At 26.7% G+C, this 14755-nt stretch carries 14 protein-coding genes; 11 read left to right on the top strand and 3 right to left on the bottom strand.

Annotated features, from left to right (window positions below; translation table 11 throughout):
* The first annotated feature begins 31 nt into the window (after positions 1–31).
* The 5 genes from HH195_RS10900 to HH195_RS10880 all read left to right on the top strand — a co-directional run bounded on the left by HH195_RS10900 (position 32) and on the right by HH195_RS10880 (position 4272).
* Positions 32–1237: an FprA family A-type flavoprotein gene (locus HH195_RS10900; RefSeq protein ID WP_196371100.1), complete on the top strand. Its 1206-nt coding sequence runs from the start codon at positions 32–34 to the stop codon at positions 1235–1237.
* 168 nt (positions 1238–1405) lie between these two features.
* Positions 1406–2041, top strand: a complete 636-nt coding sequence (locus HH195_RS10895; RefSeq protein ID WP_196371099.1) for a flavodoxin family protein — start codon at positions 1406–1408, stop codon at positions 2039–2041.
* Positions 2042–2162: 121 nt separating this feature from the next.
* Entirely contained in the window at positions 2163–2699 is a 537-nt protein-coding gene (locus tag HH195_RS10890) for a flavodoxin family protein (RefSeq protein ID WP_196371098.1), read from the top strand.
* A gap of 53 nt (positions 2700–2752) precedes the next feature.
* On the top strand, positions 2753–3874 hold the full coding sequence (locus tag HH195_RS10885; RefSeq protein WP_196371097.1) for an aldo/keto reductase: 1122 nt from the start codon (positions 2753–2755) through the stop codon (positions 3872–3874).
* 20 nt (positions 3875–3894) lie between these two features.
* Positions 3895–4272, top strand: coding sequence for a MerR family transcriptional regulator (locus HH195_RS10880; protein ID WP_195925831.1), 378 nt, complete (start codon positions 3895–3897; stop codon positions 4270–4272).
* Between the two features lie 134 nt (positions 4273–4406).
* On the opposite strand, the gene HH195_RS10875 is transcribed toward HH195_RS10880, so the two are convergent.
* A complete protein-coding gene (locus HH195_RS10875; RefSeq protein ID WP_196371096.1) occupies positions 4407–4937 on the bottom strand; it encodes an SH3 domain-containing protein in 531 nt (176 codons plus the stop codon).
* A gap of 250 nt (positions 4938–5187) precedes the next feature.
* On the opposite strand from HH195_RS10875, the gene HH195_RS10870 reads away from it, so the two are divergent.
* The 3 genes from HH195_RS10870 to HH195_RS10865 are packed head-to-tail and all read left to right on the top strand — an operon-like array spanning position 5188 to position 6776.
* Entirely contained in the window at positions 5188–5766 is a 579-nt protein-coding gene (locus HH195_RS10870; protein WP_196371095.1) for a TetR/AcrR family transcriptional regulator, read from the top strand.
* 52 nt (positions 5767–5818) lie between these two features.
* Complete coding sequence (locus tag HH195_RS12670) at positions 5819–5953, top strand: hypothetical protein (protein WP_256437742.1); 135 nt, start codon at positions 5819–5821, stop codon at positions 5951–5953.
* A 4-nt stretch (positions 5954–5957) separates the two neighbouring features.
* Entirely contained in the window at positions 5958–6776 is an 819-nt protein-coding gene (locus tag HH195_RS10865) for an N-acyl homoserine lactonase family protein (protein ID WP_196371094.1), read from the top strand.
* Positions 6777–6857: 81 nt separating this feature from the next.
* On the opposite strand, the gene HH195_RS10860 is transcribed toward HH195_RS10865, so the two are convergent.
* Entirely contained in the window at positions 6858–7427 is a 570-nt protein-coding gene (locus HH195_RS10860) for a TetR/AcrR family transcriptional regulator (RefSeq protein WP_196371093.1), read from the bottom strand.
* A gap of 170 nt (positions 7428–7597) precedes the next feature.
* On the opposite strand from HH195_RS10860, the gene HH195_RS10855 reads away from it, so the two are divergent.
* The 3 genes from HH195_RS10855 to fliB all read left to right on the top strand — a co-directional run bounded on the left by HH195_RS10855 (position 7598) and on the right by fliB (position 13101).
* Positions 7598–9688, top strand: a complete 2091-nt coding sequence (locus HH195_RS10855) for an efflux RND transporter permease subunit (RefSeq protein ID WP_196371092.1) — start codon at positions 7598–7600, stop codon at positions 9686–9688.
* Positions 9689–9706: 18 nt separating this feature from the next.
* On the top strand, positions 9707–11680 hold the full coding sequence (locus HH195_RS10850) for a YhgE/Pip domain-containing protein (protein ID WP_196371091.1): 1974 nt from the start codon (positions 9707–9709) through the stop codon (positions 11678–11680).
* Positions 11681–11868: 188 nt separating this feature from the next.
* A complete protein-coding gene (fliB, locus tag HH195_RS10845; protein WP_196371090.1) occupies positions 11869–13101 on the top strand; it encodes a flagellin lysine-N-methylase in 1233 nt (410 codons plus the stop codon).
* A gap of 41 nt (positions 13102–13142) precedes the next feature.
* Here the strand turns inward: fliB and HH195_RS10840 are convergent, their stop codons facing one another.
* Complete coding sequence (locus HH195_RS10840; protein ID WP_196371089.1) at positions 13143–14510, bottom strand: glycoside hydrolase family 16 protein; 1368 nt, start codon at positions 14508–14510, stop codon at positions 13143–13145.
* Between the last annotated feature and the right edge of the window lie 245 nt (positions 14511–14755).

Raw genomic sequence — 14755 nt, 5'->3', positions numbered from 1 at the left:
AAGATATCAATTAGTTTAGGAGGAAATAGTGATGAACGGAGAAAATATTTATTCTGTAGGAGTTATAGATGATAGAAAAGTGCCATTTCACAGATTAATATTAGAAGATGGAACTACATATAATAGTTATTTATTAAAAACAGAAAAGCCAACAATAATAGATGCGGTAGATTTTATATATTCAAAACAATATTTAGAAAATTTAAAAAAGCTTATTGATTTAAAAGAAATACAATATATAGTTATAAATCATACAGAACCAGACCATTCAGGGGCTTTAGGTTCATTAGCTAAGCAAGCTTCTAATGCAACAATAGTTTGCAGTGAAAAAGCTGTTTATCATTTAAAAGAATTATATAGATTACAAGATAGAAATTTTTTAGTTGTAAAGGATAGAGACACTCTTGATATTGGTGGAAAAACGTTATTATTTAGAATTACACCGTTTCTTCATACAGAAGAAACAATGATTACTTATTGCATAGAAGATAAAACATTATTCCCATGCGATATATTTAGCACACATTTAACAGCGAAAGAATATTTTGTAAGCAAAGCAGAAAAAGACATAACAGAAGCATTTACAGTATATTATGACCTTATAATGTCACCACATAGAAAATATGTAAGACCTATGATGTCTATGATAAAAGAATTAGATATAGATATGATAGCGCCATCTCATGGTTATATTTTAGATGAAGATATTGATAAATATATTTCTATATATGATGAAAAGAGTAAACAAACTCAAAAAGGAAAAAAGGCTACAATAGTTTATACAACAATGAGAAATTCAACAAAGAAAATTGCTGAAAAATTTAAAGAACTATTTGAGGCTGAAGAAGTTGAAGTTGCTATATTTAACGCGGATAAAACTGATGAAAATGAAATATTGGATTCTATTAAAGCATCAGATGCGGTTTTATTTGGAACATCAACAAAATATGGTGATTTAATAGGTTCTATTGAAAATGTATTAAAAAAATTAAAGGATATGAACTTAGAAGGTAAAGTTTTAGGTGCATTTGGTTCATTTGGATGGAGTGGAGAGCCTATTGAAATAATTCAAGACTATTTAAATGAAACTAATGGTAATGTTTTAAATACATCTTCAATAATAAAATCAACAGGAATGATAGATGTTAATTTCCCAGTAAGAGTTAGATTTTCATTAAATGAAGAATCAGAACAAGATGTAACAAGGGCAGCAGATTATATAATTTCAATATTATAGAACATTTTCTCCTTTTTATATAAATAATAAAACAAAATATGGACAAGCCTAAAAAAACATAACTAATATTTAGTTATGTTTTTTTTGTTATTGACTTAGAGTTAACTCTAAGGAGTAGGATATATATATAGTTAAAAATTAATAATATTTTGAAAGAGGGTTTGAAACATGAAAGTATTACTAGTAAATGGAAGTCCTCATAAAGAGGGATGCACATATACTGCATTAACAGAGGTAGAAAAATCATTAAACAAAGAAGGAATTGAAACAGATATATTTTGGATAGGCAATAAGCCAATATCAGGATGTATTGCTTGTAAGGCATGTGTGAAATTAAAAAAATGTGTATTTAATAATGATAAAGTAAATGAATTTATTGAGATTGCTAAAGATTATGATGGTTTTATATTTGGAACTCCTGTACATTGGGCAGCAGCTAGTGGTGCTATTACATCTTTTTTAGATAGAGTGTTTTATGCTGATCTTTGTGGAGGGAGAAAATCATTTTATTTAAAACCAGCAGCAACAGTAATATCAGCAAGAAGAGCTGGAACAACTGCAACATTTGATCAAATAAATAAGTATTTTGGATTATTACAAATGCCAATTGTTACATCACAATATTGGAATATGGTTCATGGAGCAAAACCAGAAGAAGTAAAACAAGATTTAGAAGGTATGCAGATAATGAGGACGTTAGGAAAAAATATGGCATTTTTCTTGAAGTGTAAAGAGGCAGGAATAAAAGCAGGGGTTAAATTACCAGAGGTAGAGCCAACAGTATTTACTAATTTCATAAGATAACAAAAGGTTTTTTATTAAATAAAATCAAAATAATGTAAAAAAAGTATTGTGTTAGAGTTAACTCTAAATGTTAAAAGATATAAAGAGTATAATAAAATAATTAAAAAGAGAGATGGTAAAAATGAAAAAAGTATTAGTGTTATCTTCAAGTCCAAGAAGAGGTGGAAATTCAGATATTTTGTGTGATGAATTTATTTTAGGGGCTAAAGAATCGGGAAAGGAAGTTGAAAAAATTTTTTTAAAAGATAAAAAAATAAATTACTGTGTTGCATGTGAATATTGTACTAAAAATAATGGTATTTGCGTTCAAAAGGATGATATGGCTGAGATTTTAGATAAAATGGTAGAGGCTGATGTTATTGTTATGGCAACTCCAGTTTACTTTTATACAATGAACGGACAACTTAAAACATTAATTGATAGAACTGTTGCAAGATATACAGAAATTAAAAATAAAGAATTTTATTTTATTGCGACAGCAGCAGATAACAGAAAAGAAACATTAGAAAGAACAATAGAAGGTTTTAGAGGTTTCATAGATTGTTTAGATGGAGCGGTAGAAAAAGACATTATTTATGGAATTGGAGCTTGGAAAGTAGGAGAAATTAAAAATACTAAGGCTATGAAAGAAGCTTATGAAATGGGTAAAAGTTTATAAATAAAATAGATTATAGAGCTAAAAAATAATAGGGTGATTTGGAGGAACTATTTATGGAAGCAAAAAAACTAGGGTTTGGACTTATGCGTTTACCACTATTAGATAAAAAAGATTCAGCAAGTGTCGATATAGAACAAGTAAAAAAAATGGTGGATACTTTTATAAATAAGGGGTTTACTTATTTTGATACAGCATATATGTATCACTTGGGTAAAAGTGAAAATATTGCGAAAGAAGTATTAGTAAATCGCCATAAAAGAGATACTTTTACATTAGCTAGTAAACTTCCAACAATGTTTTTAAAGAAGCAAGAAGATCAAGAAAGAATATTTAGTGAACAGTTAGAAAAGTGTGGAGTAGATTATTTTGATTACTATTTATTACATGCTTTAGGTGCAGAAAATTATAAAATAGCTCAAAAATTTAATAGTTTTGCTTTTATTCAAGATAAAAAGAATGAGGGAAAAGTTAAGAAAATTGGTTTTTCTTATCATGATGATGCTAAACTTTTAGATGAAATATTAACAGCTCATCCAGAAGTTGATTTTGTTCAGTTACAAATTAATTATTTAGATTGGAATAGTGAGAGTATACAATCAAGAAAATGTTATGAAGTAGCTAGAAAGCACAATAAGGCAGTAGTAGTTATGGAACCTGTCAAAGGAGGTACTCTTGCAAAGGTACCAGAAAAAGCAGAAAAATTATTTAAGGAATATGATTCTAATATGTCAATTCCATCATGGGCTATTCGTTATGTTGCAAGTCATGAAGGTGTAATGATGGTTTTAAGTGGAATGTCTAACATGGAACAATTATTAGATAACACAGGTTATATGGAAAACTTTAAACCATTAGTAAAGGAAGAATATGATATTATTGAAAAAGTTGTTGGAATTATCAATGAATCAATTGCTATTCCATGTACTGCATGTGAATATTGTGTAGAAGGGTGTCCTAAAAACATAGCAATTCCTAAGTATTTTGCTATATATAATGCAGATAAGCAAGTTGGAGGAAATGGTTCAGTATTGCAAAAAATGTATTATAATAATTATACAAAAACTAATGGGAAAGCATCAGACTGCATAGAATGTAAAAAGTGTGAAAAAATTTGTCCACAACATATTGAAATCACGAAATGCTTAAAGAAAGTTGCTAGTACCTTTGAGGGATAAATTATAAGGAGATAAACAATATGACAATTGCAGAAGTAAGTAAAAAATATGGACTTACCGCAGATACACTTCGTTATTATGAGCGTGTTGGATTAATTCCTAAAGTAAATCGTAATAAAAATGGAATTAGAAATTACACAGAGCAAGATTGTAGAAACGTTGAATTTATTAAATGTATGAGAAGAGCAGGGCTTCCTATTGAAGTATTAATTGAATATGTTACATTACTTGAGCAGGGTGATGAAACTGTTGAAGCTAGGAGAGATATATTAATAGAGCAACGTAAAGAATTAGTAAAGAAAATGAAAGAAATAAAAACAACAATAGACAGATTAGATTATAAAATAGATAGATACGAAAGTCTTGTGAAGAAGGAAAGCGAGTTAAAACAGTATTAGTTATATATAAATAATAAAATATCTATATTATTTTAAAAGCATAGAGTGGATAAACAATCAAAACAGCATCTCCTAATTTAGGTGCTGTTTTGTTGTTTATAAGTAAAATTTAGATTATTTTTATGAATAAGTTATTATTTAATGTATGATGCACTTACATAGCCGTAGGAATTATAGTATTTGATTTTATACCAACCATTTTCTTTTGATATTATTTCAGCTATGTCTCCTCTTTTTAAGGTTCCAATTATTTCGCTTGAAGTAGATGAACTATTTCTAACGTTAAGTTTAGAGGCTGTAACTTTTCCAGTTTTAATTACAGGAAGAGAATTTGAATTTATTATAGATATATAATTTCCATTAACATAAGCATATTTATCTCCAAATTTTATCATATACCATCCATTACTTTCTCTGTAAACCACATCTACCTTAGTGCCTCTAGCTAAATATCCAACTATACTTGAAGTAGAAGATGAATCACTTCTAACATTTAAAACAGAAGCTGTAACTAGACCTGTATCACAATTAGATGAAGTTGATGATAGTAATGTTTTATTTTCAACAGTTTTAAGATTTTGATTTGAATAGGACATTCCTTGTAACATTAAACATGCCACAATTGAAAATAGCAAAAATAATATTTTTCTTTTCTTTTTTACCATTTAAATCCTCCTTAATATATAGTAGTAAAAAATAATTATATTAAAATATATTCTTATACCAATAATACTTTCCAAAAAATTACTATATAAACAAAGAAGAAAAAATATTTTATGTATAGATTATAATAATATTTAGAGTATATTTTGTTGGGGAGATATTTTGACAAGATTATTATGTTTTAAAACAAAAATAAAATTTTAGTGTAGGATAAATGAATTTTGAGAAGAATAGAAGAAAGGTTAATTTAATATGAATCCATATAAAACACAAACTGTTGTTAAACAAAATGTCTTGAATATGACAAAGATAAAAATAAAAGAAGCTTTTTTAGAGTTATATAAAATTAAGAGTTTTCAAAGGATAATAGTAAAGGGTATTTGTCAAAAAGCGTATGTAGCAAGAACAACTTTTTATCATTATTATAAAAATATTGTGGAAGTTATTGAGGAAATTGAAGATGAAGTTATAAATAAATTAATTCTTATAAATGATGATATTTTAAATGCAGATATAAAAGATTTAAAATCAATGGAGTTTTTTGAAAAGACTATAAATTATATTGATAAAAATTTTAATTTATTTTATTTGTTTCTTGTAAAGCAGCCTAATATTAGATTTATAGATAAATGGAAGAAGGGAATCAAATATCATTTTTATCATAAATGTTCAAAGGAAAATTGTAATATAAATATTGAACTTGTTATAGAGATGATAGCGTCTGCTGCAATTAGTGGCTATACATATTGGATTTCAAATAAAGATAAGGTAAAGAGAGACAGTTCAAATGAAATTATTTGTATGTTTTTAACAGCTATACAAAATAAGTAGTTTAAATTTAGTACATTTTTTGAAAATGTGTAGTGTTAACGGAGAATTTCTAGTGATATTATTTTTTTATAAGTTTAATGTAAACCCAAGAGGTTTTCATGCTTGTTTAAATAAAATAGCATGGTTAATAAATTTAGAGAAAGGAGTTTCTAAAACTTATATTATGTATTTTTTAGAACAAAGATAAGATTATGGATAAGATTAAAATTCATGTTTTACATTGTGGTGAAGTTCAAGTTGATAAAGCACTTCCTTTTTATGAGGAAACTCTAAATCCAGTTGCTTATACTGGGCTTTTTAGATCAAACAAAAATCAAATAAAACTCCCTGTTTCAGCATATTTAATAGAACATCCTAAGGGAAAAATATTAATTGATACAGGCTGGCACACAGATATAAGAAATAATCAACAGCAATATTTAGGCAAGTTTCACTATATGATAAATAAAGGTTTTTTACCTAAAAATGAAGCTATTGATGAACAACTTTTATTAATGGGGATAAAACCTAAGGATATTGATTATGTTGTTTTAACGCATCTTCATAGTGATCATGTTAGTGGATTAAAGTTAGTTAAAGAAGCTAAAAATATCCTTGTAAGCAAAGAAGAGTTAGAAGATGCTAGAAAAGATAAGCTTAGATATATACACCATATGTGGGAGGGAATTAATTTTCAAACTTTTGAGATGGTAAAGTCTAAATATGGTCCTAATAATTTATCTTTTGATTTATTTGGAGATGAATCTGTGGTTTTTGTAAGCGTACCAGGACATACAAAAGGATTGATTGCAACTCTTATTCAAAATAGTGGTAAATTTGTGCTATTAACAAGTGATTGTGGTTATGCAAAAAAATCTTGGGAAAAAATGATATTTCCAGGCGTATCAATAAATAAAAAGCAATTAATAAAATCCTTGGAATGGGAAAGGGAAATGTCTGAAAGATCTAATTGTGTAGAAATAATTGCAAATCATGATAGAAATGTTAAACCTCATACTATTATTTTGTAGAGTATAAATTAATTTAGATAAATGTAAAAGAAGCTATTTAATTTCTTAAGCATTATCTAAATTAATTTGAATCCAAAAAATTTATTTTATTGAGTCGAATAATTTTAAAATTACTTGACTAGTGATCTTGGCCATATAATCTGGTGAATCTTTTTTGTTTGAATTAATCCAAGTTTGAGCAAGTCCAATATAACCATAAAAGGCAGCAGAATAAAGATAATCATAGTTATTTTTATTAACATTAGGATATAATTTATTCCAAACATTAACGCAATGTTCCTTCATTAAATCTTTCATTTTATTTATAAAAATAAAATCAGAATTTAATTCTGTTCCTATTAAAATTGATAATATTTCAGAATTTTTGTCTACAAATTCAAAAGTATCTTTCATAAGCAAAAGAGGCTGATCTACGTCATTTTTTATATCATTATGTAAAGATATAACTTGTGTAAACTCCTCTAATAAATCTTGCTTTACATTGTCTAGCATGTCAAATATATCTCTATAATGGAGATAGAAAGTTTTTCTATTTATATCAGCTAATTCAGCAAGTTCTTTTACTGTGATTTGATTAATATCTTTATTTTTCATGAGTGTTATAAGAGCTTCTTTTAATTTACTTTGTGTTCTTCTTGCACGCCTATCCATAAATATACTTCCTTTCAATTTTTAATAATTTTATAAAAAATTTACTTATAATACTCATATTATATCAAGAATGAGTATTATGCCACTATTTTAAAATCATTGGTTATTGAAAACCCATTTATTAGGAAATATACTTTTAAACATGAATATTTAAATAGGGGTGAAATAACATGGAAAACATATTTAGAAAGATAGTTGGTCATAAGAAAACAATTATAGTTACTTTTCTTATAGCGGTAATAATATGTTTTATTTCAGGAAATTTTGTTTCTGTAAATTATGATATGAATGACTATCTTCCTGAAGATACAAAATCCACAGTTTCCATTAACGTTATGGAGGAAGAGTTTGGGGGAGATGTAGCAAATGCACGGGTTATGGTGTCTAATCTTACGATTCCAGAGGCTTTAGAAATTAAAGAAAAATTGCTTAAAATAGATGGAGTAAGTGATGTTACATGGCTTGATGACGTTGCAAATATTAAAGAGCCATTAGAAACTTTAGATAATGAAATTATAGAAGGGTATTATAAGGATAATGCAGCTTTATTTACTTTAACTGTTGATGAGGAAAAAAGAGAAGAAGCTGTTAATTCAATTAGAGAATTAATTGGAGACGATAATGCAATGGCTGGTTCAATAATTAATACTGTGGTTGCAGCTGATGCAACTACTAAGGAAGTTAGCCAAATTATATTGTTTATAATTCCTATTTGTTTAATTATTTTAGCAATAACAACAACATCTTGGTTTGAACCAATACTATTTATGATAACAATAGGTATAGCTATTGTGCTAAATAAAGGAAGTAATTTTTTGTTTGGCGAGATATCTTTTGTAACTAATGCTGCAGGAAATGTTCTTCAATTAGCTGTATCAATGGATTATGCGATATTTTTACTACATAGGTTTGCTGATTTTAGAAAAGAAGGTTTAGATGCAGAAGAAGCAATGGTACAAGCTTCTGTAAACTCTGTTGGCTCTATTTTTTCAAGTGGTATAACAACAGTTATAGGCTTTGCAGCTCTTATATTAATGAGATTTAAAATAGGTCCTGATATGGGAATTGTCATGGCAAAAGCAATAGCTTTAAGTTTAATAACTGTTTTAGTTTTATTACCTGTTTTAACTTTATATTGTTACAAGATTATAGATAAAACAAAACATAGAGCATTTTTACCTAAATTTGATAAGTTTTCGAAATTTATTTCTAAGGTTATGATTCCAGTATCTTTAGTTTTTATTTTTATAATAGCACCAGCTTATTTAGCACAAAAAAACAATAGTTTTTATTATGGTTCTTCTAAAATATTTAATGAAAGTACTCAGTTAGGTAGAGATACTGCATTAATTGAAGATACATTTGGAAAATCAAATATGGCAGTTCTTATGGTACCAAAGGGTGATTTTGCCACAGAAACTAAGCTTAGCAATGAACTTAAAAGTATACCACAGATAAGTTCTATTATTTCCTATGTGGATAAGGCTGGGGCTGAAATTCCAATGGAATATTTAGATAAAGAAACATTAAGCAAGTTAATTTCTGAAAATTATAGCCGTATGGTTATTAATATAAAAGCTGATTTTGAGGGAGATGAGACTTTTTCAATTATAGAAAATATAAGAAGCATTGCTCAAAAGTATTATGGAGATTCTTATTTATTAGCAGGTGAAAGTGTTAGTACCTATGATTTAATGGATACTGTTACAGCAGATAATATTAGGGTTAACTTAATTGCGGTTGGTTCTATTTTTATAGTTTTATTAATTGCATTTAAATCATTATTAATGCCTGTAATTTTAGTTTTAGCTATTGAAACTGCTATTTGGATTAACTTAGGAATCCCTTATTTTGTAGGGAATAGTCTTTATTATATAGCTTATTTGATTATAAGTTCTATACAGTTAGGTGCAACTGTAGACTATGCAATACTTTTATCAAATTCATATGTTGAAAATAGAAAATTATATAACAAGAAAGAAGCATTATTAAAAACAATATCTTCAGTATCGTTATCAATACTTACATCAGCTACAATATTAGCTTTATCAGGAGTATTGTTAGGCGTGATATCAACTCATGGAATCATAAGTCAGTTAGGAGATTTAATATCAAAAGGAACCGTTCTTTCAACGGTAATAGTTTTATTTGTAATTCCAGGGCTTTTATATTTGTTAGATAAGCCTATACAAAAAACAATGTATAAATGTAATTTTAAAAATGAAGAAAAATATGTAAGAGAATATAAAAAAGTTGTATAGTTAATGGGGGAATTTTAAATGAAGAAAAATAAGATTATATCATTAGTTTTAGCTACTGTGATTATGGGAGGTGTAGCAACTCCTATAAGTGCATTTGCACAAGAAATTGTTACTTCAGATAATTTAGAAGATTCAAGTCGTGAAAATACAGATAAAGAAGAAGTTGTATATGTTAACTTGAATAATAATGGTTTGGTAGATAAGGTTTATGCTGTTAATATATTTAATAGTAAAAATATAGTGGATTATGGTGATTATAGCGAAGTTAGAAATATGAATACTAATGATGTTTTAAATTATAGTAATGGGAAAATAGTTACTACTAATTCGTCTGATAAACTTTATTATGAGGGAGTATTAGAAAATGCACAAATTCCTTGGAATATAGATATTAATTACTATTTAAATGGTGAAAAAATTAGTGCTGATAAACTAGCTGGAAGTGCTGGGAGTTTGGAAATAAAAATATCTATAAGTAGTAATGAAAAATGTAATAGTGTATTTTTTGAAAATTATGCATTACAGGGAACGGGATTATTAGATACAGAAAAGTGTACGAATATAGAATCTGATGAAGCTACAATAGCAAATGTAGGAAGCCAAAAGCAACTATCATATATGATATTACCTAACAAGGGAAAGGAAATTACAATAAAGGCTGATGTTAAAGATTTTGAAATGCCTTCTATAAGCTTAAATGGGGTTAGATTTAATCTTGATGTTGATGTTAATACTGATGAATTAACAGATAAGGTAAAAGAGTTAACAGATGCCATAGATGAAATAAATTCAGGAGCTACAACTTTAAAAGATGGAACATCTACACTAAATGGTGGAACAAATGATCTTTTGTCTGGTGTTGATAGTTTGAACTCAGGAGTTGATTCTTTAAATAGTGGAATTTTAAAGGTTAAAGAAGGGCTTGAGACTTTAAATAGCAAATCTTCAAATTTAACTGATGGTTCAAAAAAGATTTTAGATGCTTTAAATGAAATAAATCTAGCTTTAGAAAATGTTAATGTATCATCAGAGAGTATAGCACAATTAGTTTCAGCATCATCTGATATAAAAAAGGGAATTGATAATTTAGTTAAGGGTGCTTTATCATTAAATTCTAACATAGGGTATTCTGCTTATAAGGGAATTATGAGTTCAAATGGGTTAAATATAGATTCTTTACAAGGAAGCAATACAAGTGAGGTTAATGATATAAAGAGTCAAATTCAAAGTCTTACAGATGCTAAAAATGCTTTAATGGCAGAAGGTGCATTAGATGGTGATAGCAAAGTTTTAGCAATTGAAAATGCTATTAGCGAGTTAACAGAAATAATAGGATTGCTTCAAAAAAATTCTGCTGCTATTGGTGGAGTTGAAACTTATTTAAATAATGTTTCAACAGGAACACAAGAATTATTAACAGGTTCAAATACATTGCAAGAAAAATATGGTCAGTTTGATGAAGCAATTGTAAATCTTTCACAAAAATTAAGTGGCTTAGGTGAAAATATGGCTACTTTAGCTAATGCAATAAGTCAATTAACAGCTCAGTATAAAACTTTTGATACAGGAGTTAATGACTATACAAAAGGAGTATCTGCTTTACTTGAAGGATATTCAAAAATAGTAAATGGTTCTACTGAGTTAAAAAATGGAACAAAAACATTAAAGGATGGAGCAAATAGTTTAAATTCTGGGGCATCAAGCCTTTATGAAGGAACAACAAAGTTATCAGATGGAACAGGTGAACTTAACGATAAAACTTCTAATTTAGATGGAGAGATTAATGATGAAGTTGATAGTATGGTAAATGAATTAACTGGGAATTTAGAAGAGGTTGTTTCTTTTGTTTCTGAAAAAAATACTAATGTTGAATCAGTACAATTTGTAATAAAAACACCTGCTATCGAAAAGGAAAAAGTTGAAAGTGTTGAGGAGAAAACTGAAAATTTAAGTATTTGGCAAAGGTTTATAAATCTATTTACAAAAAAATAAATGTGAATGTGAAGCCCCTAATTTTATCTCTTAAAATTAGGGCTTTTTTATAATATAAAATTATATAAGATAGAATCAAAAGAAGTATATAGATTTGTGGTAAGATATTATATGTGTATTTATATTAAATTTTAACAATAAATTATTTTAACAATAAATTATTATGATAATGCAAAAGGAAGTATGATATGGATATAAATGTTAAAAAGAAATACCCTAAATATCTTAAAGAGTTTAAATGTATTGGTGGTAAATGTACTGATAGTTGCTGTATTGGCTGGGATATAGATATAGATAAAACGACTTTTAGACAATATTATAAGGTTAAAGATGTAGAAATGAAAAAAATGTTTCAAAAAAATCTTTATAATAATGAGTATTGTACAAGTGATAATATAGATTATGGAAGAGTAAAATTAAAGGGTGAGAAAAGATGTCCTTTTTTAGATGATGAAAAATATTGCATTATTTATTCAAGACTTGGAGAAGAATATCTTTCTAATGTATGTACTTGCTTTCCTAGAATTTTAAATAAAATAGATGGATTTTACGAGATGTCGCTTGATATATCTTGTCCTGAAGCTGCAAGAATTCTTTTGTCTAAGAAAGAGGGAATTGAATTTACAAAAAGTAATGAAACTTTAGGAAAACATATAATTTCAAGTGAAATAAATACTAAATCTAAAGAATTTGATGGTTCACTTATAAAATATTTCACAGAAATTAGAGATTTAAGTATCAAAATAATACAAAATAGAAATTTAAGTTTAGATAAAAGACTTTATATCTTAGGTGAGTTTTTAAATGAAGTAGAAGATGAATTTGAATGTAATTACAGCAATTTATCAAATTTTATCAATAAATATGATATAAATTTAGTTAAAAATATTTATGAAAAAAATGAAATTAGATATACACTTCAAGCTGCTTTTTTTAAAACTGTTTTTAAATTAGCTAATGTATTTGAAAAAACAGATAGTGATGTGTTTAAAAAGTATACTAAAGAAGTTATGGAGATTTTTAAATTAGATGAAGAAAATATAGTAAGCAACTCAGAACTTTATATAGGAGCTTTTGAAACATATAATAATAAATTTATGGAAGAGTATAGCTATATATTTGAAAATTATTTGGTTAATTTTATATATAATAATATATTTCCCTTTTCAGAAAGTCAGTCGGTATTTGATGGATATATTTTGCTTTTAATAAGGTATGCATACATTAAGTTTTATTTAGTTGGATTATATTTAAATAGTGAAAAAGAGAGTGAAGAAAATATTATAAACTTCATACAAATTTTTTCGAAAAGTATAGAACATCATAAAACACTTTTAGTTGATTTGTTAAACTATATAAAGAGAAATGATTATAATAACATAGAATTCGCTAAAATGTTTTTACCTGAAATAACTTTTTAGATAAAAAGAACTGTATCAAAAATATTGATACAGTTCTTTTTTTAAGATGTAATAGTATTTAAATTATAATCATTTAAGTTTAAATTGTAAACTTTAATATATTTTATACTCATAGTTTGTGGGAAAGCATTATTATCAATAGTTCCTCCATAAGTACCGCCAATTGCAATATTTAGTATTAATTTAAACGGTTGGTTATAAGGCCATGTTTTCCAAGAGTCTGAACCTGTATTATAAATATTTCTATCATAAGTAAGATAAACATGCCCATCTATAGACAATTCTATTTTATTTGGTGTCCATAAAACTCCATAAACATGATATTTAGAATATAAGTCACTAACCTTTATACTAGCTGTTTTTTGATCACCTGTCTTAAAGTTGTATGCATTCATTTGTAATGAGCCATGAACATAATTAGGTGTTTTTTGTGTAGCTTCCATAATATCTATTTCACCACTATCTGGCCAGTTACCATAAGTATTATTTTCAGGCAACATCCATATAGCAGGCCATGTACCTTTTCCTTTAGGAAGTTTAGCGCAAACTTCAATTTTTCCATAAAGATAGCTATTTTTACTAACTAGCCTAGCGGATGTATAGTTATATCCATTAAGGTTTTGTTTTAAAGCAGTTATATTTAGTGTACCATTTACTATATTGCTATTTTCAATGTTATCTGTATAATATTCTTCCTCTTTATTTCCCCAAGCATCATTGTTTCCGATATCATAATTCCATTGGTTAGAAACAGAGGATGCTGAGTTAAATTCTTCGTCATAAACTAATCTACCACAGTTTACATCATAAGTAGGGGCATTTCCAAGAGTTATAAAGTGCTCTCCTAATGAGTTTACTTTAAATGTTAAAGTATTATTGTAAACTTTTGCTTCACCAAGACATTCAAATGTTTTAGTAGTTGTGTTATATGAATATATGTTTATAATTTTACCATCAAGATCATTATTAGAAGATAAATTCATATTAATTGTTATATATTCACCATTTTTATAAGTATTAGTTTTATCATTTAAATTAAAACCATATATAAAAGATGTATAGTCTTGCTTTTTTAAATCTGAGTAAATAGGCACCATAGAACCATTTCCAAGAGTAGTAACAGAAATATTTTGTGATGCTTGTGTATTTTTTATGTAACTATTATATTTGTTTAGGGTAAAATTATAACTTAGACTAAAATAAACAGCTATAATAAGAACTAAAATCAAAATACATATACATACCTTTTCCCAGTGCTTTCTTAAAATTCTCAGATATTTAAGCAGATATGAATTTTCAGATATTTTAATTTTGTTTAAGTAACGCTGCTTTATAACTTTTAAGTAATTAAAAAAATTTGTAAATTTAAATGTTTTTAGTTTCTTTAAATAATGTTTTAATTTAAGCATGTATATTCATCCCTTGTATTTATATTTATTAATAAAATAACGTACTATACATATTTTATCATTATTTAGATAAATATAGAATGTTCAATATCACAATAAATCACGCTAAATAGCAAGTAATTTTTAGAAATAAAGATTTTTTATTGGTTTATAGGACATTTTATGTAAAAATATAATAAAAGTAAGGATATTATAAAAATTAATTATAATATTAAAAAGTTATATATTGCTAATTTATATGTTTG

The sequence above is a fragment of the Candidatus Sarcina troglodytae genome (assembly GCF_015708635.1).
GTDB classification, from domain to species: domain Bacteria; phylum Bacillota; class Clostridia; order Clostridiales; family Clostridiaceae; genus Sarcina; species Sarcina ventriculi.
Note: the sequence above shows the minus strand (reverse complement) of the source record. Positions and strands in the feature narration are given on the sequence as shown.

Coding starts and splice junctions, on each gene's coding strand:
- HH195_RS10865 (WP_196371094.1), top strand. CDS start 5,958: ATGGATAAGATTAAAATTCATGTTTTACATTGTGGTGAAGTTCAAGTT.
- HH195_RS10870 (WP_196371095.1), top strand. CDS start 5,188: ATGAATCCATATAAAACACAAACTGTTGTTAAACAAAATGTCTTGAAT.
- fliB (WP_196371090.1), top strand. CDS start 11,869: ATGGATATAAATGTTAAAAAGAAATACCCTAAATATCTTAAAGAGTTT.
- HH195_RS10900 (WP_196371100.1), top strand. CDS start 32: ATGAACGGAGAAAATATTTATTCTGTAGGAGTTATAGATGATAGAAAA.
- HH195_RS10855 (WP_196371092.1), top strand. CDS start 7,598: ATGGAAAACATATTTAGAAAGATAGTTGGTCATAAGAAAACAATTATA.
- HH195_RS10885 (WP_196371097.1), top strand. CDS start 2,753: ATGGAAGCAAAAAAACTAGGGTTTGGACTTATGCGTTTACCACTATTA.
- HH195_RS10875 (WP_196371096.1), bottom strand. CDS start 4,937: ATGGTAAAAAAGAAAAGAAAAATATTATTTTTGCTATTTTCAATTGTG.
- HH195_RS10850 (WP_196371091.1), top strand. CDS start 9,707: ATGAAGAAAAATAAGATTATATCATTAGTTTTAGCTACTGTGATTATG.
- HH195_RS10890 (WP_196371098.1), top strand. CDS start 2,163: ATGAAAAAAGTATTAGTGTTATCTTCAAGTCCAAGAAGAGGTGGAAAT.
- HH195_RS10880 (WP_195925831.1), top strand. CDS start 3,895: ATGACAATTGCAGAAGTAAGTAAAAAATATGGACTTACCGCAGATACA.
- HH195_RS10840 (WP_196371089.1), bottom strand. CDS start 14,510: ATGCTTAAATTAAAACATTATTTAAAGAAACTAAAAACATTTAAATTT.
- HH195_RS10895 (WP_196371099.1), top strand. CDS start 1,406: ATGAAAGTATTACTAGTAAATGGAAGTCCTCATAAAGAGGGATGCACA.
- HH195_RS10860 (WP_196371093.1), bottom strand. CDS start 7,427: ATGGATAGGCGTGCAAGAAGAACACAAAGTAAATTAAAAGAAGCTCTT.